Origin of the sequence: Corynebacterium sp. HMSC071F07 (assembly GCF_001810285.1) — a bacterium.
Classification (GTDB): Bacteria; Actinomycetota; Actinomycetes; order Mycobacteriales; family Mycobacteriaceae; genus Corynebacterium; species Corynebacterium simulans.
The window spans coordinates 1-17,757 of sequence record NZ_KV800709.1 but is presented as its reverse complement, the minus strand read 5'-3'; the positions used below and the strand labels follow the sequence as shown (position 1 = coordinate 17,757).

Sequence of the window (17,757 nt, the reverse complement as noted above, 5' to 3'; positions counted from 1 at the left end):
CCTTGCCGCGCGAGGTGGACTTGGAGCACCGCTCCCACGGCGAGTCTGTCTTCGACGTGCTGGGCGAGCATATCGACGGCCGCGGGCTCTATATCCTTGACGAGCCCGAAGCCGGATTGTCCGTCGTGCGGCAGATGGCGCTCGTGGCCGAAATTCATCAAGCCGCAGAGCGCGGCGCCCAGTTCCTCATTGCCACGCACTCGCCGATTCTGCTTGCCGTGCCGGGCGCGGACATCGTCGAGCTTGGCGACGCCGGTTTCGAGAGGATTTCCTTCGACGCAGCCGAGCCCGTGGCGGCCACCCGGGAATTCCTGGAGGCGCCAGAGGAAACGATAAAGTTCCTGATTACCTAGGAGACGCTGACAACCTTGACCTTCGGGCCAGTGCCTCCGCCGCGCTTGCGCAGGAAGTGCGTGACAGCTATGCCGAGCATGCCCGCAAGCCAAATGATGAGGGAAGTTACAGCGGCCGCGTGGAAGTCACCCAGTTCGTAGTGTGGCGCGTGGCCACGGCTATCGAGCACCATGCCAAAAATTTGCGCTGCCACCATCGAAGAGATGAATCCACCCATGTTGGCCAAGCCTGTTGCCGTGGCCACCACACTGCGTTCCATGTTCTCGCGCACGATGTCGAAGCCATAGTTCGAGCACGGAGAGCATAACGAAATAGCCACCATGAGGATGAAAAGGCTGAAGAAGCTGTTGCCCCAGAGGAAGAAAGCTGTCCACGACATTATGTTGAGTGTCGTGAAAAACAGTGCCATCCAGTCGCGGAAACCCTGTGCACGCGAGGAAATCTTGCCGTGGATTGGCCCTAACGCAATCATGCAGATCGTATAAAAGGTCAGCACCGTTCCGGCCTGCACCTTGGAGATTCCTAGTCCCTCCGTCATGAACGGCATTCCCCACAACATGACAAATACAGTCGCACCCAAAAGGCCACAGAAGTGGATGAAAAATCCCTGCCATGCAACGGGGGAACGCAGCACCATGGCCAGTCTGGCGGCCAAGGAATGCGCCTGCGAATTGGGTTGCTCGGCGGGAGTTTCGATGATGCCTAGAGCTTCAGGCGTGTCCGCTACGGCAACCGCCGCAGCTAATGCGATGAGGATGCCCGCCGCACCCAAAGCTACAAAGGCCGTGGTCCATCCGGTCCACCCCAAAAGCGCAGCGAAAGGAATAGCGGAGACGAACTGGCCGAGCTGACCCAACGACGAGGTCACCTGGGTAAACATTGGCGTGCGGTGCAAAGGGAACCAATATGGCAGGATGCGCATCACGGATAAGAAGGCCGTGGCGTCGCCCGCGCCAATCAAAAGCCGAGCGGCAATAGCCATCCAATAATTTGCGGTTAAGCCCAGCGCTACCTGCCCCACGCCCATGATGACAGCGCCAATAACGAGCAGTTTGCGAGGGCCATACTTATCAATGAGTACACCCGTAGGAATCTGTGCGAACGCATAGATGCCCAACTGCACCGAGGTGAAGACCGCAATGCGAGAGGCATCGACGTCGAAACGCTCCATCGCTTCCAGCCCCGCCACACCAAAAGAGGTACGCCCGGTAATCGCCACGATGTAGACAAGTATCGCGGCAACCCAAATGGATAAGGCCTTGGTGGTCACAACTTCCCGTGGATTTGGCACAGACATGGCTGATACTTTACGCGTGCCCGACTATGATGCAGGGGGTGAAGTACATTTCTACGCGCGACGCTAACCGTCAGCCCGCTTCTTTTACCGATATTCTCTTAGGCGGGCTTGCCCCTGACGGCGGCCTTTACCTGCCGGAATCCTATCCGCAACTAAACGGCGCTGTGCTTAACGAATGGCGTCAGTTGCTCGCTGAGGAAGGCTACGCGGCGCTTGCGGCAGAAGTACTCAAGCTTTTCGTGGATGATATTCCAACTGATGATCTGGAGGCCATCGCGCAGCGCGCGTACACCCATCCTAAGTTCGCGAGCGAGGAAATTGTCCCCGTGACCGCGCTGGGTGATGGCCTTTTCATCGGCCACCTCTCCGAAGGACCTACCGCTGCCTTCAAGGACATGGCCATGCAGCTGCTCGGCGAGCTCTTCGAGTACGAGCTGGGCCGCCGCGATGAAACCCTCAACATCTTGGGCGCTACCTCGGGCGATACTGGCTCTTCTGCGGAATATGCCATGCGCGGGCGCACCGGAATCCGCGTCTTCATGCTGACCCCGGCAGGCCGCATGACTGCTTTCCAGCAGGCTCAGATGTTCGGCCTTGATGATCCGAATATCTTCAACATCGCGCTCGATGGTGTCTTCGATGATTGCCAGGACGTGGTTAAGGCAACCTCCAACGATGCCGGGTTTAAGAAGGAATTCCGCATCGGCGCCGTTAATTCCATCAACTGGGCACGCCTTATGGCGCAGGTCATTTACTACATCAACTGCTACCTGAAGGTCACCTCTGACAACGAGCAGAAGGTCTCTTTCTCCGTGCCCACCGGCAACTTCGGTGATATCTGCGCCGGCCATATCGCCCGTTCGATGGGGCTTCCCATCGACAAACTCATCGTCGCTACCAACGAAAACGACGTGCTCGATGAGTTCTTCCGCACCGGCAACTACCGTCCGCGCCCGGCGGAGGAGACCTACAAGACCTCCTCGCCGTCGATGGATATCTCCCGCGCCTCGAACTTTGAGCGCTTCGTCTTCGATTTGCTTGACCGTGATGCCTCCCGCACCGCGGAACTCTTTGGCTCCAAGCTGAAGGAGGGCGGATTCCAGCTGTCCGCCACAGAGCTCGCTGCCGCGCGCGATGAGTACGGCTTTAGTTCCGGCGCCTCCACGCATGCTGACCGCCTAGCAACCATTGCATCGGTCAAGGAGCGTTATGGCTACCTGGTGGATCCGCACACCGCGGACGGCATCAAGGTCGCCCGCCAGGTGCAAAAGGAAGAGGACATCAAGACACCGATCATCTGCCTGGAGACCGCCCTGCCGGTGAAGTTCTCCGAGACTATCGTCGAGGCCATCGGAACCGAGCCAGCAGTTCCGGAGCGTTTTGCTGGCATCATGGATGCACAAAGGCATGTCACGGATCTGCCCAACGACGTCGCTGCAGTCCAAGACTTCATCCGCCGCTCCATAGCACAGACCGACGTGAAACAGCACCCCAGAGGAGCATAAAAGATGGCACAGGAACAGTTCTCCGGACCGGAATACTTCACCGAGTTCGACCCAGAGAAGTTCATCCGCGATCTCAAGGAGATGGCGGAGATGGAAAAGGAAAACAAGCAAGCTTCCGAAGCAGACAAGAACACCGATGGTGATGGCACGGTCTAGCTCGCGGGTACCACAGATAGCAGCCGCCGTGGCTTTAGCAATTGGCCTCGGCGGCTGCTCTTTGATCCCCACGCAGACGGTGCAGCACGCGCTTGGCGACGCCGCGGCCACCCTCACTGGCGAATCCGCCGCACCGGAGGCGTCGGAAAGCGATGCTCAGGTAAACAACGAGGGTGACGCGGAAGCCACGCCAGCGCAGCCGGAAATCCCCGCCGCGAACCCCGATACCTCGCGGCCTGCGCTCTCACCCATGCCGGCGGGAACCGCGTTGGATATCTCCTCCCAGGAACCGAAACCGGGAGAGTATTTTGACTTCCAGATGTGCACCGCAGCATGGTCTTTCTCGTTGGAAGATGGCCGCAACTTCGCGGTGACCGCATCGCACTGCGGCAAACCCGGCGACCGTGTGTGGGCCGGAAACGCGCATCGCACCTTTACTTTCCCAGCAGAACCAATCGGGGAAGTGGTCTATTCGGACTTGTATTCCGATACCACCCACGGCCTCGACTTCGCGCTCATCGAGCTGCATGCCGACGTGGGTTACTACACGCCGAAATACATGGAGGCCGGCGTGGCCACAACGGGCGAGCTCCCACAACAGCTGTGCAAGCTAGGGCGGATCACTGGGGAGACCTGTGGCGAGCTAAGCCATGGCCCGGAAAAGGGCGGGCTGAAGTCCGGCGAGATCCGCATGGAAACCACGGCCGCTCGGGCGCGCCTGTGCGGTACCCAAGGCGATTCCGGCGGGCCGATGTACGCCCAACTGCCAGGAGGACCCGCAATCGTCGGCGTAGTCTCTGGCACCACGCAGGAGCTAAAAGGTCAGTGCGCCGAAGCGTCGGACATGGAGCTTTCCTTTACCCCTGCAGCCGATATCGTAGCGCTCATCCCGGAGATTTTGGGCTCTGAAATAGCGCAGGCGGCCTAGCGCGGGCGCGGCCAAAAGCGGACAAAGCTAGCGGCTAGGGGAGGAGGCATGGCAACCCCTGAATACATCCTCAACCTCCGTGAGAAGGTGGGCCACCAGCAGCTATTCCTGCCGGCGTGCACCGCAGTTATTGTCCGCGATGTTCCCATGAACGCGGCGCTATGGGAAGTCCCATCGGTGCTGCTGGTGCAACGCGCCGACAATGAGACCTGGGCGCCCGTCGAGGGCATCTGCGAGCCTGGCGAGGAAATCACCACCACAGCCATCCGTGAGGTCAAGGAAGAAGTCGGACTCGATGCCACCGCGGAAGCGCTGCTTGGCGTGGGGCAGGTAGGCCCTGTCACCTACGACAATGGCGACGAGTGCATGTTCATGTCCACCGCACTGCGGCTTTCGGTTCCAGAAGGCGCGGAGCCAGTGGTCTCTGACGAGGAAAACCTCGCGGCGCAGTGGTTCTCCGTGGCCCAAATGCCGGCTTCGGTAAGCGCCCGTAACCGTATGCTGATCGGTGATGCCGTGGCACAAATGAAGCACCCGAAGGGCTTTCGCCCCCGCATGGGATTTGTAAAACGCAACTAGCAATCGCGTATGCCTAAAACCACCGCCAACCTGGATTTCTGTCAGCTCATTGTTTCTATTTGATGGCTGGTGATAGTCTGAAGATCCGTAGGTCGCCGCGCGAGGCGTCCCGCGGATTTTTTGATCTTCAAGGGGTGTCTCGTTGCGCTGAGCTTGCCGCATCAGCAATCAAATTCCTCGAAAGGTGCATGCCATGCCACCTCGTTCCAACCAGAACACCAAATTCATTTTCGTCACCGGAGGAGTTGTCTCCTCCCTGGGCAAAGGCTTAACAGCGGCATCGCTGGGGCAGCTGCTTTCTGCCCGCGGACTCTCGGTGACCATGCAGAAGCTCGACCCATATCTCAACGTCGACCCAGGCACCATGAACCCGTTCGAGCACGGCGAGGTCTTTGTCACCGAAGACGGTGCCGAGACCGACCTCGACCTGGGCCACTACGAGCGCTTCTTGGACCGCAACCTCACGAAGAACGCGAATGTGACCACGGGCAAGGTGTACTCCTCGGTCATCGCGAAGGAGCGCCGTGGCGAGTACTTGGGCAAGACCGTGCAGGTCATCCCGCACATCACCGATGAGATCAAGGATCGCGTGCTCGCGATGGCCGCGCCCGATGCCTCCGGCAATGTGCCGGACGTGGTCATCTCCGAAATCGGCGGCACCGTGGGCGATATCGAATCGCAGCCCTTCCTGGAGGCCGCACGGCAGGTACGTCATGCCGTCGGCCGCGAGAATATCTTCTTCATCCACTGCTCGTTGGTGCCATACCTCGGCACTTCGGGGGAGCTGAAGACGAAGCCGACCCAGCACTCCGTGGCGGAGCTGCGCTCCATCGGCATCGTGCCGGACGCAGTGGTGCTGCGGTGTGACCGCGACGTTCCGGATGGCTTAAAACACAAGATTGCGCTGATGACCGACGTCGAGGAAGAAGGCGTGGTGTCCTGCCCTGATTCGCCGTCCATCTATGACATCCCGGAGGTGCTCTACCGCGAGCACCTGGACACCTTCGTCATCCGCAAACTAGGCCTGCCTTTCCGCGATGTGGATTGGACCCAATGGGGCGAGCTACTGGATCGCGTCCGCAACCCGCGTCATGAGGTCACCGTGGGCATCGTGGGCAAGTACATCGACCTCCAGGATGCGTACCTTTCCGTGGCAGAGGCAATCCGGCATGCGGCCTTTGCTCACCACGCGAAGGCGAAAATCAAGTGGATCACCTCGGATGACTGCGAAGCAGACTCAGCCACTCCGCTGGGCGATCTCGACGCCATCGTGGTGCCAGGCGGCTTCGGAGTGCGCGGCATCGAGGGCAAGATCGCCGCGGTGAGCTACGCCCGAGAGAACAAGATTCCTTTCCTGGGCCTGTGCCTGGGTCTGCAGTGCACCGTGCTGGAGGCGGCCCGCCAGGCAGGCATTGCCGACGCCTCCTCGACAGAGTTTGACCCCGAGACCTCTGCGCCAGTCATCGCCACGATGGAGGAGCAGCAGGCGGCCGTCTCCGGCGAGGCGGATCTCGGCGGCACCATGCGCCTGGGCGCTTATCCAGCTGTGCTCGCTGAAGACTCCGTCGTGGCGAAGGAATACGGCACCACTGAGGTCTCTGAGCGCCACCGCCACCGCTACGAGGTCAACAACGCCTACCGTGCGCAGATCGAGCAAGGCTCCGGCCTGGTCTTCTCCGGCACCTCGCCCGACGGCAACCTGGTCGAATTCGTGGAGTACCCTGAGCACCCATTCATGGTGGCCACCCAAGCCCACCCCGAATACAAGTCGCGCCCAACGAAACCGCACCCGCTCTTTGACGGGCTGATTGCAGCGGCGCTGAGCTAAAGGCCGCCGGCCGCTAAGCAAGCGGCCTAAAATGCGTAAAATCCCTGCGGAGAGCTTGTGCTTCCGCAGGGATTTTCTGTGCACCCTAATTAGCAGTCCTAATTAGCAGTCGTAGTACATCTCAAACTCCTGCGGGGTTGGGCGCAGGCGGGAAGGAGCGATTTCCTTTTCGTTCTTGTACTGCAGGTAGGTCTCGATGAGGTCCTCGGTGAAGACGTCGCCCTCGGTCAGGAACTCGTTATCTTCCTCCAGGGCGCGCAGGGAAGCCTCAAGGCTGGTTGGTGCCTGCGGGATGGAAGCCTGCTCTGCCGGTGGCAGCTCGTAGAGGTCCTTATCCACCGGAGCGTGTGGCTCGATGCGGTTCTTGATGCCATCGAGGCCAGCCATCATCATCGCAGCGAAACCGAAGTACGGGTTACCTGATGGGTCCGGAGCGCGGAACTCGATGCGCTTTGCCTTCGGGTTGGAGCCGGTGATCGGAATGCGGATTGCCGCGGAGCGGTTGCGCTGGGAGTAGACCAGGTTAATCGGGGCCTCAAAGCCCGGAACCAGGCGGTGGTAGGAGTTCAGAGTTGGGTTGGTAAACGCCAGAACTGCCGGTGCGTGGTGGAGGATGCCGCCGATGTAGTAGCGCGCGATATCGGAAAGGCCACCGTAGCCTGCCTCATCGTAGAACAGCGGCTTGCCGTCCTTCCACAGGGACATGTGGGCGTGCATGCCGGAGCCGTTGTCACCCGCGAGCGGCTTTGGCATGAAGGTTGCGGACTTGCCGTACTCAGCGGCGGTGTTCTTGATGATGTACTTGAAGGTCTGAATATCATCAGCCGCGTGCAGCAGGGAGTTGAAGCGGTAGTTGATCTCATTTTGACCCGCGCCCACCTCGTGGTGGAAGCGCTCGATCTGGAAGCCGGCGTTCTGCAGGTTGCGCACCATGGCATCGCGGACTTCGCCATGCTTGTCGACGGGCGCGGTGGGGAAGTAGCCGCCCTTGACGCGGGTCTTGAAACCGGTGTTCGGGGTGCCGTCGAAGTTGGCCTCGTTGCCGCGGTTCCACCAGCCCTCGTCGGTGTCTACCTCGTAGAAACCATGGTCGATGTCGGTGGAGTAGCGCACGGAATCGAAGAGGTAGAACTCGGCCTCGGCGCCGAAGTTGCACACGTCCGCGATGCCGGTGGAAGCAAGGTATTCCTCGGCCTTCATTGCGACGTTGCGTGGGTCGCGGGAGAAAGGCTCCAAGGTGAACGGATCGTTGACGAAGAACTTGATGTTCAGCGTCTTGGAGGAGCGGAAAGGATCCACCATCGCGGTTGCTGGGTCTGGCAGCAGGGTCATGTCAGACTCATCGATGGAGGTAAAGCCACGGATGGAAGAACCGTCGAATGCGAGGCCTTCTTCAGCGGCGGCCTCGGTGAACTCCGAAGCGGGAATTGAAAAGTGGTGCTCGGTGCCGGGAACGTCAGTAAAACGAATATCGACGAACTTTACGTCTTCATCCTCGATGAACTTGACGATTTCCTGGACGGACTCGAAAGACACTGTTTGTCTCCTCAGGGGTTTAGAAAAATGTTCTTCATCGAAGTTTACTAGCTTTATTTGGCCTTCGGACGTTAACCCATCGATCTATAGATATATTTCGTTTTCGTGTCTGCATGCAGGGGGCACTAGATTGGTCAACATGGCTGATAAGCGAACATGGCTCGATGGACCCGCAATCCCGGGCGAAAATGATGACTTCGAAGGCCCCGGCGCATGGCCGGGCGAAAAGCTCGGACTTCCTGAGTCTGGCTCCGGGGCGCTGGCGCCGGTGGCCCGCCGTGCAGGGGCGGTTCTCATCGACTGGATCGTGTGCATGCTGCTGGCCAATCTCATCGTGATGTTCACCCACGCGCTGGGCGGCCCTGCATTCCTGGGCTACATGCTGTGGGTCATCGTCGGCATCCTCTGCGGCTGGCTCTTCGCTCGCACTCCGGGCATGCTTTTGCTGGGCATGGGCGTGGCGCGTCTCGACGCCCCGGGGCAAACGGTGGGCTTCTGGCGCGCGGCAGTGCGCACCATCCTCACCGGCTTCCTCTTCCCAGCCGCAATGGTCGATACCGACGGCCGCGGTATCCACGACCGCGCAACCGGCACCGCAGTGATCATGGTCTAGTTCCTCTATCTTGCGGCGTCGCAGGGCGCTTCCTACAAAACCTAAAAGCGGCCCTTCCTTGGTGGATTCCAAGGAAGGGCCGCTTTTGCACAAGTATTATTTGCCCTTACGCTGCTGTGCGCGGCGCATGCGGCGGTTCATGCCAGCCATGTTCTGCGCCTGGCGCGGCATCGGGCCCTTCGGCAGACCCGGGGTGGTGCCTGGCAGGTCATCCATAGCCTCAATCTTGCGGATGGTTGCGTAGGTCTCATCCTTTTTGAAGTTACGCGGGAACTTCATCACGTGATTGCGCAGCTTGGACACTGGAACCTCGTCCTCGCCGTTGCCCACCCAGACCTCGTAGACCGGAACGCCGCCGGCGAGCTTATCCACGCGCTTTTTCAGGGTGTTGAGAACCGGAGTCAGGCGCTTGCGGTCACCTTCGCAGACGAAGATGACGCCGGCATTGCCGATGACGCGGTGGATGAGGTCCTGATGGCGGGTAACGCCGACCGCGGTCTTGACCTTCCAGACGATGCCCACGGTGTTGCGCAGCTGCTGCTCCAGCGCCCAACCCGCAACGCCCGGCTGATCCTCGACCTTTTTGTACATGTCGCGCTCAAGGCGGCGGGTAAACAGCCACATCGCCAGCAAAGCGCCGATGCCGAGACCCAGGATGAGCATGAACCACTCGCCGTGAAAGAGCAGGCCGATAAGGAAGAACAACAGGCCCATGCCGAGGAAAGCGGCGAGCATGATAGGAATCAATGCCTTGTCATGCTTGCGCTGCATATTGAACGCTTGCCACATCTGGGAACGGGTTTGCTTGCGCTGCTCGCGTTTTGCGGCGCGCTCTTGCTTCTTTGCAGCCTTCAGGCTTGCCTTATCGTCTTGTGCCATGGTTCCTACTTTAAAGGTCAGCGCTGCAAATTAACGAATTGCAGCGGCAGCGGAGTCAGCGTTTGCCGGGGTCTTTACCATGCGGGTCGTTACCGGGGTTTCCTGGGAAGGGCCGTACTTCTCGAGCAGCGTCGAAGCCTCTTGGGCGGTAGCGCCCTTCGAGGTCTCAGCCAGGTGCTGCAAATTTTCTGGCAATTCGAAGCCGCGGGCCTCCATAGCCTGTACGTACAGGCGGCCAGCGCGGTAAGAAGAACGCACCAGTGGGCCAGACATGACGCCGCCGAAGCCGAGCTCCTTGGCCAGCTTGGAGTGTTCGACGAACTCCTCCGGGCGGACCCAACGCTCGATCGGGTGGAAGCGCGGGCCTGGGCGCAGGTACTGGGTAATGGGGATGATGTCGCAGCGAGCAGAGCGCAGGTCGCGCAGAGCTTCCTCGATCTCATCCTTGGTCTCGCCCATGCCCAGGATCAGGTTGGACTTGGTGATGAGACCAAAGTCGTGAGCCTGGCGAATTACGTCGAGGGAGCGCTCGTAGCGGAAGGCCGGGCGGATGCGCTTGAAGATGCGCGGCACGGTCTCCAGGTTGTGAGCGAAGACCTCAGGGCGAGCCTCGAAGACCTCCTGCAGAAGGTCCGGCTTGCCGGAGAAGTCAGGGGTCAGGTTTTCCACACCGGTGTGCGGGTTGAGCTCGTGAATCTTGCGCACGACCTCGGCGTAGAGCCACGCGCCTTCATCCGGCAGATCGTCGCGGGTAACACCGGTGATGGTGGTGTAGTTCAGGTCCATCTCTTGGATGTTTTCTGCAACGCGGCGCGGCTCGTCGCGGTCCAACTCCGCCGGCTTACCGGTGGCGATGTCGCAGAAATCGCAGCGGCGGGTGCACTTATCGCCACCGATGAGGAAGGTGGCCTCACGAGATTCCCAGCACTCGTGGATATTCGGGCAACCAGCCTCCTGGCACACGGTGTGCAGGGAAGCGCCGGACACGCGGGACTTCATATCCTCGTAGCCCGGGCCGGTGCGGACCTGGTTGCGGATCCAGCGCGGCTTTTGTTCGATGGGGGATTCCGCATTCTTCTTCTCAATGCGGAGCATCTTGCGTCCTTCAGGCTTAACAGTCACAAAAACTCACTCTACGGGGTTGGGATTGTCTCTTACTAATACAAGTCCGGTGTGTGGAGGTTTATTCCGCACTCTGGGCACGCTTTTGGCGGGCCTTCTCGTTGGCGACCTTAATCGGGTCCGGTGCTGAACCAAAGGTGTGGTCCGCGACAGTGAGCTCACCAGAAAGCGCGCGCTGCAGGGCGTCGAGAAGCGGTGTCGCAGCTTCCTCCATAGTGACATCGCGGCCAAGCTCGAGGCTCAGCGTGGTCACGTCGGCGTCGTCAATGCCGCAGGCCACGATGTGCTCGTAATACTCCAACGTGTTGGTGCAATTAAGTGCAAGACCATGCATGGTCACGCCGCGCGTGATGCGGATTCCCAGCGCTGCAATCTTGCGATCGCGCTTGGGGGCCTGTGGGTCTACGGCCTGGGTAGTGGAGGGCACCCACACGCCAGACCGGCCATCGATGCGGCCGGCGGTACGAACACCAAGTTCGCGCACCGTCTGGATGATTGCTTCTTCGAGCCGGCGGACATAGTCCACGACGTCGACAGGCTCCGCGAGCTTCAAGATGGGGTAGACCACTAGCTGCCCCTCACCATGCCAAGTAATCCGCCCGCCGCGGTCTACCGTGATGACCGGCAGACCATTGTCCGGCATATCCTCCGGCTGCGTGCGTTTGCCAGCGGTGTAGATGTTGGGGTGCTCAACCACGAGGATGACGTCGCCGCGCTCGCCTTTTGCGCGCTGGGCGGCAAGTTCGGCCTGGAGATCCCACGCCTGTTGGTAATCCATACGGCCGAGGTGGCGGATTTCCAGCGCTTCCTGCGACGCGCGAATGCTGCGATCAGCGGGAAAGAAGGGCTCACGAGGAGCTGTCATGTGTGATGCTTCCTTAATCTAATAAAACGCGAGGTTCGATACTGATAGTGCCACCCAGGCCAATGCCCGCCCAACACCGGGGTGAGGGGGCAGGGGGGAGGCGTAGGCGGAGGCAAAAGAAAAAGCGGGAGGAAACCCTCCCGCTTTAGCAGTAAGTGGCTTAAACGCCGTTTGCCGCAGCGTACTCCTCTGCGGTCATCAGCTCGCCGGTCTCAGAAACCTCGACCTCGAAGAGCCAACCTTCACCGAATGGGTCGTTGTTGATGACTGCGTAGTCATCGTGAACAGACTCGTTAACAGCGGTGACGGTGCCAGTAACTGGGGCGTAGAGATCGGATACGGACTTGGTGGATTCGACCTCACCGCAAGTACCGCCAGCGGTGACAGTGTCACCGACTGCCGGCAGCTCAGCGAAGACGACCTCGCCCAGGCGGTCAGCAGCAACGGAGGTGAAGAAAACGCGGACGGTTGCGCCCTGTGCGGCGTCAGCAGAAGAGTTGATCCACTCGTGGTCCTCGGAGTACGAGAAATCTGCAGGAAGGTTAGCCATTGTGATGGGAGTCCTTTCGGAAGATGGTATGTGTTTTTATCTTAACGGTTGGGATGCGTCCGCGAACTACTTTTCGCGCTTGTAGAACGGAAGGGCCGCGACGCTAAATGGGTAGCGCTTGCCGCGGATGTCTACCTCGACGGCGTCGCCAGGCTGCAGGTTTGCAGAGGTATCCAGCAGCGCGATGGCAACCGGGTGGCCAAGGGTCGGGGAAGGCTGACCGGAGGTGACAGAACCGACCTTGGTATCGCCAACGAAGACCTCAGCACCGGCGCGGGCGGCGCGGCGCTGATCGGAGACCAAGCCGGTGATGGCGACCTGCGGGCCTTCCTCTGCACGAGCGCGGATGACCTCAGCGCCAACGAAGTCGGCTTCCTTCTTAGCAAAAGCACGCGCCATGCCGACCTCAACCGGGGTGATGTCGCGGGAGAGCTCGTTGCCGTAGAGCGGCATGCCCGCTTCCAAGCGCAGGGAGTCACGCGCTGCGAGGCCACACGGCAGGATGTCGTACTCGGCACCGGCCTTGAGCAGCTCCTCCCACAGCTCCGGGGCATCGGAGTTGTAGACGATGAGCTCGAAGCCATCTTCGCCGGTGTAGCCGGTGCGGCAGATGAAGGCGTACTTGCGCGCTACCTTGCCGGTCATCGCTGCGTAGTAAGGCAGTTCCATGACGGCTTCCTGCTTGTTGTCCTCGACCAGCGGGATGAGGATTTCTGCTGCCTTCGGGCCCTGGATGGCAATCATTGCTACGTCGCGGGACTCGTTGTTGAGGTCCACATCGAAGCCCTCAGCGCGCTCGTTGAGTTCCTCCCAGACCACGTCAGCATTGCCGGCGTTTGGCACGACCAAGAACTTGGTCTCGCCCAGGCGGTAGGTGATGAGGTCATCGATGATGCCGCCATCTGCGGCGCAGATCATCGAGTACTTTGCCTTGCCCACCTTGAGGGTGGTCATATCGGAGATTAGGCAGTAGGACAGGAACTTTGCGGCATCCTCGCCGTTGACCCAAACTTCGCCCATGTGGGACAGGTCGAAAAGGCCAGCGGAGTTGAGAACCGCGCGGTGCTCTTCGAGCTCGTTGTTGTACTTCAGGGGCATGTTCCACGGGCCGAAAGCCGTAAAGGATGCGCCAAGCTTTTCATGCTCTGCATGCAGCGGGGAGTTGAGCAGTTCAGACATTTTTCTCCTTTAGAGTTCTTCTCTGCTAGTTCGATTCTGTTAGTTGGTCTCCGCGTCAGCGGAGAGCTCGAATGCTTCTGGCGGCGGGCAAGCGCAAACCAGGTTGCGGTCACCGTAAGCCTCGTCGATGCGGCGGACTGGTGGGAAGTACCTGTTAGCGCGCAGGGAGGCAACCGGGTAGGCGGCTTCCTGGCGGGGGAAGGAGTACTCCCAGTTATCGGAGGGCACTGCCGCTGCGGTGTACGGAGCGTTGTGGATGACGGATGCCTCGTATTCAACCTTGCCGTCGATGATGTCCTGGATTTCGGCGCGGATTGCGCGCATGGCCTCGATGAAGCGGTCCAGCTCGGCGAGGTCTTCGGACTCGGTCGGTTCCACCATGAGGGTGCCGGCCACCGGGAAGGACAGGGTCGGTGCGTGGAAGCCGTAGTCCACGAGGCGCTTTGCGACGTCCGCCGCAGTAACGCCGGAGGCATCGGTCAGCTCGCGCAGGTCGAAGATGCACTCGTGCGCGACCAGGCCAGCGTTGCCGGTGTAGAGAACCGGGAAGGAATCCTGCAGGGACTTTGCCAGGTAGTTTGCGCCCAGGATGGCGTGGCTGGTGGCCTGTGCAACGCCCTCGGTGCCGACCATGGCCAGGTAGGCCCAGGAGATAGGCAGCACGCCGGCGGAGCCAAACTTGCTGGCGGTAGAAGGAACGCCCTTTTCAATCGAGGTAGCCTGCTGCGGGTCGATGGAGGAATCGTTCGCATCGGTGGGCAGGAATGGCACCAGGTGCTTGGCGACGCCCACCGGGCCAACGCCCGGGCCACCGCCGCCGTGCGGGATGGTGAAGGTCTTGTGCAAGTTCAGGTGGCTGACGTCGCCGCCGAACTCGCCCGGGCGTGCCCAGCCGGTTAGTGCGTTCATGTTCGCGCCGTCGATGTAGACCTGGCCGCCTGCCGCGTGGACCTTGTCGCACACGTCGCGGACCTCAGGGTCGAAGACGCCGTGGGTGGATGGGTAGGTGATCATGATGCCGGCGATGTGCTCACCGTGTTGCTCGATCTTGGCATCCAGGTCCGCCAAGTCGATGGAGCCATCGTCCGCGGTAGCAACGACGACCACGCGCAGGTTGGCCAGGGTAGCAGAGGCCGCGTTGGTGCCGTGTGCGGAAGATGGGATGAGGATGACGTCGCGGCCAGCGTCGCCGTTGGCAACGTGGTAGCGGCGGATGGCCAGCAGGCCTGCGAGCTCACCCTGGGAGCCAGCGTTGGGTTGGATGGAGACCTTGGCATAGCCGGTCAGCTCGGCCAACCAGCCCTCGAGCTCCTCGATGAGCGCGCGCCAGCCGGCGGTGGTCTCTTCCGGTGCATATGGGTGAATGCCCGCGAACTCTGGCCAAGAGATCGGCTCCATGGCAGCAGTGGGGTTCAGCTTCATGGTGCAAGAACCCAGCGGAATCATGGTGCGGTCCAGCGCCAAGTCCTTGTCTGCCAGAGTGCGCAGGTAGCGCAGCATCTGGGTCTCGGAGTGGATGGAGTTGAAGATTGCGTGGTCCAGCGGAGCTTCCTCGCGAACCAGTGCGGAAGGAAGCGCGGACTGTGATGCGTCATCCTTGGCCACAGCTTCAGCTGCGATCTCGGCACCGAACGCTGCGGCTAGCTTCGCCACGTCTGCAGCGGTTGCGGATTCGCCGAAGGAGACGGATACCTTGTCGGAGCCAATGGCGCGCACCAGGTAGCCCTGCTCCTGCAGGTTGGACTTGATGGCTGCGGCATCGACGTCAGCGATGGTGACGGTGTCGAAGAACTCGTCCGCTACGAGCTGTGCGCCAGCCTCACGAACTGCGTCGGCGAAGGAAACAGTCAGCGAATGGATGTGCTGTGCGATTGCCTTCAGGCCTTCTGGGCCGTGGTAGACGGCGTACATGGACGCTACGTTGGCCAGCAGCGCCTGCGCGGTACAGATGTTGGAGGTAGCGCGTTCACGGCGGATGTGCTGCTCGCGGGTCTGCAGAGCTAGGCGGTATGCCGGGCGGCCGTCTGCATCCTTGGAAACGCCGACGATGCGGCCCGGCATTTGGCGCTTGAGCTTGTCAGTAACGGCCATGTATGCTGCGTGCGGGCCACCGAAGAACATTGGGACGCCGAAGCGCTGCGCGGAGCCCAGCACAATGTCCGCGCCCAGCTTGCCCGGTGCTTCCAACAAAAGAAGGGAGAGCGGGTCGGCGACGACGGAGGCAACCGCACCGCGGGTGTGCAGCTCTTCGATGATGCCGCGTGGGTCAAAGACGTCGCCCTCGGTGCCGGTGTACGCGATGACGGCGCCGATGAGGTCTTCGCCCACGAGGCCCTCGCGGATATCGAGGATTTCCACCTCGAGCTCGATGGCGCGAGCGCGCTCCGCTGTCACAGCGAGCACCTGCGGATGCAGGCGGGAGTCCAGGATGACGCGGCGGCCCTTCTTGACCGCGCGGGACATCAGGCCGACTGCCTCAGCAGTAGCGGAAGCCTCGTCGAGCAGGGAAGCGTTTGCAATCGGCAGACCGGTCAGGGATTCGATCATGGTCTGGAAGTTTAGCAGTGCTTCCAGGCGGCCCTGGGAGATCTCCGGCTGGTACGGGGTATAAGCGGTGTACCAACCAGCATCCTCCAGCAGGCCGCGGCGGATGACGGCCGGGGTAAGTGTGTCGGAGTAGCCCTGGCCATAGAAGGACTTCAACACGATGTTCTGGCTGGCGTATTCGCGCAGCTTGTCCTGCGCTTCATTCTCGCTCAAGGCATCTGGCAACTGCGGTGCCGATGCGGCGCGGATGGTTGTGGGAAGTGCGGCGTCGACAAGCGCGTCCACGCTGTTGTATCCCAGTGCGTTGAGCATCGTCGCTTGCTCGGAAGAATTTGGTCCGAGGTGGCGCGAGATGAAATCCATAAGTTCAATCTCCTTTGAAAGAAGCTCCGTGAAGGACGTCATGGTGAATGCCTAAAACATGGCCTAAACCGACCCTAAGTATAAAGCCTATGGCTGTGACCTAAATCGGTTTATAGAAGTCTTTTCGTGCATCACACAGCAACGGCGTAACCCATGGCCGTGCCAAAAGCCTAAAAGTGCCGAATAGACTCCCTACGCGGCCCGTGGGCGAGGAACAGGGCTGAGAAATCGCCGGACAGATTCGGACAGGCCTAACACCCCCGTTTGCGGGGAGATATGTGAAAACCCCGCAGGCTCCCGAGTATCCACAGCAGTGGAAACAGGGGAGCCTGCGGGGCGGAAACCCTAAACTACTAAGGGTTTAACTCCTTAGACCTCGAGGTCAGCCTCGAATTCGGCGGTCTCAAGGCGGTCCTTGATGGTGGTGATGAAGCGACCTGCGTCTGCACCATCGACGACCTGGTGGTCATAGGTGAACGGCAGGTAGCACATCTGGCGGATGGCGATTGCGTCCTGGCCATTCTCGTTGACAACGACTGCGCGCTTGGTGATAGCGGCGGTGCCCAGGATGCCGGCCTGTGGCGGAACCAGAATCGGGGTATCGAGGAGTGCGCCCTCGGAGCCGATGTTGGTGACGGTGAAGGTGGCACCGGTGAGGTCGTTCGGCTTCAGCTTGTTGTTGCGGGCCTTGTCAGCCAGCTCAGCAATAGCCTTTGCGATCTCTGGCAGGGACATGTCCTGTGCCTTGTGGATGACCGGCGTCAGCAGGCCACGTGGGGTATCGACGGCGATAGCCACGTTGACGTCTGCGTGGTAGGTCATTTCCTTGGTCTCAGGGTTGTAGGAAGCGTTGACGTTCGGGTGGGAAACCAGAGCCTCAACGGTTGCCTTAACGATGAACGGAAGGAAGGACAGGTTAGCGCCGTGCTTGTCGATGAAGGCCTGCTTGGACTTCTTGCGCATATCCCAGATGGCAGTCATGTCGACTTCCTGGACGTGAGTCAGCTGTGCGGAAATCTGCAGAGCCTCAACCATCTTTGCAGCGGTGATCTCGCGGATACGGTTGACCTTCTGGGTGGTGCCGATGAGCTCCTTCTTTTCCGGATCCACGGACTTGGTGGACCAGCGTGCGCGTGGGTTGGAGGAGCCGGCTGCCGACGCCGCCGGTGCCTCGCCCTCGCCTGCAGCTGCCAGGACATCCTGCTTGCGGATGCGGCCGCCAACGCCGGTGCCGGAAACGGTGGAAAGGTCAACGCCGTGCTTTTCCGCCAGCTTGCGTACCAGCGGGGTGACGTAAGGAACGTTATCGCCGTTGTTGATCTTGGAAGAGCCCTCGGAAGCAGCCGGGGTGGAGGAAGCGTCTGCAGACTTCTCAGCCTTTGGCTCTTCCTTCTTCTCTTCAGCCTTCGGCTCTGCCTTTTCTTCAGCCTTTGGCTCTTCCTTGGCTTCTTCCTTT

Annotated in this window: 16 protein-coding genes; 7 read left to right on the top strand and 9 right to left on the bottom strand. The window is 60.6% G+C overall.

Annotated features, from left to right (window positions below):
• The coding region (locus HMPREF2724_RS06155; RefSeq protein WP_168164873.1) for an AAA family ATPase at nt 1–353 on the top strand (353 nt) is incomplete at its 5' end.
• On the opposite strand, the gene HMPREF2724_RS06150 is transcribed toward HMPREF2724_RS06155, so the two are convergent.
• Nucleotides 350–1,651, bottom strand: coding sequence for an MFS transporter (locus tag HMPREF2724_RS06150; RefSeq protein ID WP_062038130.1), 1,302 nt, complete (start codon nt 1,649–1,651; stop codon nt 350–352). The two genes, HMPREF2724_RS06155 and HMPREF2724_RS06150, sit on opposite strands and share 4 nt — an antisense overlap.
• A gap of 38 nt (nt 1,652–1,689) precedes the next feature.
• Between HMPREF2724_RS06150 and thrC the strand changes: the two genes are divergently transcribed.
• From thrC to HMPREF2724_RS06130, 5 genes are all read left to right on the top strand, one after another.
• Nucleotides 1,690–3,156, top strand: a complete 1,467-nt coding sequence (thrC, locus tag HMPREF2724_RS06145; protein WP_070587857.1) for a threonine synthase — start codon at nt 1,690–1,692, stop codon at nt 3,154–3,156.
• Nucleotides 3,157–3,159: 3 nt separating this feature from the next.
• Nucleotides 3,160–3,312, top strand: coding sequence for a hypothetical protein (locus HMPREF2724_RS12855; protein WP_162839576.1), 153 nt, complete (start codon nt 3,160–3,162; stop codon nt 3,310–3,312).
• A 28-nt stretch (nt 3,313–3,340) separates the two neighbouring features.
• Nucleotides 3,341–4,240, top strand: coding sequence for a trypsin-like serine protease (locus HMPREF2724_RS06140; protein ID WP_246818216.1), 900 nt, complete (start codon nt 3,341–3,343; stop codon nt 4,238–4,240).
• Nucleotides 4,241–4,288: 48 nt separating this feature from the next.
• A complete protein-coding gene (locus HMPREF2724_RS06135) occupies nt 4,289–4,819 on the top strand; it encodes an NUDIX hydrolase (RefSeq protein WP_061923922.1) in 531 nt (176 codons plus the stop codon).
• A gap of 193 nt (nt 4,820–5,012) precedes the next feature.
• Nucleotides 5,013–6,647, top strand: a complete 1,635-nt coding sequence (locus HMPREF2724_RS06130) for a CTP synthase (RefSeq protein WP_070587727.1) — start codon at nt 5,013–5,015, stop codon at nt 6,645–6,647.
• A 102-nt stretch (nt 6,648–6,749) separates the two neighbouring features.
• Here HMPREF2724_RS06130 and glnA read toward each other — a convergent pair whose 3' ends face one another.
• On the bottom strand, nt 6,750–8,183 hold the full coding sequence (gene glnA, locus HMPREF2724_RS06125; protein WP_062038139.1) for a type I glutamate--ammonia ligase: 1,434 nt from the start codon (nt 8,181–8,183) through the stop codon (nt 6,750–6,752).
• Between the two features lie 139 nt (nt 8,184–8,322).
• Here glnA and HMPREF2724_RS06120 point away from each other — a divergent pair, with 139 nt between their 5' ends.
• A complete protein-coding gene (locus tag HMPREF2724_RS06120; RefSeq protein WP_061923726.1) occupies nt 8,323–8,796 on the top strand; it encodes an RDD family protein in 474 nt (157 codons plus the stop codon).
• Nucleotides 8,797–8,892: 96 nt separating this feature from the next.
• On the opposite strand, the gene HMPREF2724_RS06115 is transcribed toward HMPREF2724_RS06120, so the two are convergent.
• From HMPREF2724_RS06115 to sucB, 7 genes are all read right to left on the bottom strand, one after another.
• Complete coding sequence (locus HMPREF2724_RS06115; RefSeq protein ID WP_070432640.1) at nt 8,893–9,675, bottom strand: DUF4191 domain-containing protein; 783 nt, start codon at nt 9,673–9,675, stop codon at nt 8,893–8,895.
• A 30-nt stretch (nt 9,676–9,705) separates the two neighbouring features.
• Nucleotides 9,706–10,770, bottom strand: coding sequence for a lipoyl synthase (gene lipA / locus HMPREF2724_RS06110; RefSeq protein ID WP_070587721.1), 1,065 nt, complete (start codon nt 10,768–10,770; stop codon nt 9,706–9,708).
• An 88-nt stretch (nt 10,771–10,858) separates the two neighbouring features.
• Nucleotides 10,859–11,662 carry a lipoyl(octanoyl) transferase LipB gene (lipB, locus tag HMPREF2724_RS06105; protein ID WP_070587718.1) on the bottom strand — a complete coding sequence of 268 codons (804 nt, stop codon included), beginning with the start codon at nt 11,660–11,662 and terminating at the stop codon, nt 10,859–10,861.
• 160 nt (nt 11,663–11,822) lie between these two features.
• Nucleotides 11,823–12,212, bottom strand: a complete 390-nt coding sequence (gene gcvH / locus HMPREF2724_RS06100; protein ID WP_070587714.1) for a glycine cleavage system protein GcvH — start codon at nt 12,210–12,212, stop codon at nt 11,823–11,825.
• Between the two features lie 66 nt (nt 12,213–12,278).
• Nucleotides 12,279–13,391, bottom strand: a complete 1,113-nt coding sequence (gene gcvT, locus HMPREF2724_RS06095; RefSeq protein ID WP_070587711.1) for a glycine cleavage system aminomethyltransferase GcvT — start codon at nt 13,389–13,391, stop codon at nt 12,279–12,281.
• Nucleotides 13,392–13,430: 39 nt separating this feature from the next.
• Complete coding sequence (gene gcvP, locus HMPREF2724_RS06090; protein WP_070587854.1) at nt 13,431–16,301, bottom strand: aminomethyl-transferring glycine dehydrogenase; 2,871 nt, start codon at nt 16,299–16,301, stop codon at nt 13,431–13,433.
• Nucleotides 16,302–16,670: 369 nt separating this feature from the next.
• The coding region (gene sucB, locus HMPREF2724_RS06085; protein ID WP_070587704.1) for a 2-oxoglutarate dehydrogenase, E2 component, dihydrolipoamide succinyltransferase at nt 16,671–17,757 on the bottom strand (1,087 nt) is incomplete at its 5' end.

Bases quoted from the DNA above. Each gene is read 5' to 3' on its own strand.
- HMPREF2724_RS06120 (WP_061923726.1), top strand. From the start codon at position 8,323: ATGGCTGATAAGCGAACATGGCTCGATGGACCCGCAATCCCGGGCGAA.
- gcvT (WP_070587711.1), bottom strand. From the start codon at position 13,391: ATGTCTGAACTGCTCAACTCCCCGCTGCATGCAGAGCATGAAAAGCTT.
- lipB (WP_070587718.1), bottom strand. From the start codon at position 11,662: ATGACAGCTCCTCGTGAGCCCTTCTTTCCCGCTGATCGCAGCATTCGC.
- gcvH (WP_070587714.1), bottom strand. From the start codon at position 12,212: ATGGCTAACCTTCCTGCAGATTTCTCGTACTCCGAGGACCACGAGTGG.
- HMPREF2724_RS06115 (WP_070432640.1), bottom strand. From the start codon at position 9,675: ATGGCACAAGACGATAAGGCAAGCCTGAAGGCTGCAAAGAAGCAAGAG.
- HMPREF2724_RS06130 (WP_070587727.1), top strand. From the start codon at position 5,013: ATGCCACCTCGTTCCAACCAGAACACCAAATTCATTTTCGTCACCGGA.
- lipA (WP_070587721.1), bottom strand. From the start codon at position 10,770: ATGCTCCGCATTGAGAAGAAGAATGCGGAATCCCCCATCGAACAAAAG.
- HMPREF2724_RS12855 (WP_162839576.1), top strand. From the start codon at position 3,160: ATGGCACAGGAACAGTTCTCCGGACCGGAATACTTCACCGAGTTCGAC.
- HMPREF2724_RS06150 (WP_062038130.1), bottom strand. From the start codon at position 1,651: ATGTCTGTGCCAAATCCACGGGAAGTTGTGACCACCAAGGCCTTATCC.
- gcvP (WP_070587854.1), bottom strand. From the start codon at position 16,301: ATGGATTTCATCTCGCGCCACCTCGGACCAAATTCTTCCGAGCAAGCG.
- HMPREF2724_RS06135 (WP_061923922.1), top strand. From the start codon at position 4,289: ATGGCAACCCCTGAATACATCCTCAACCTCCGTGAGAAGGTGGGCCAC.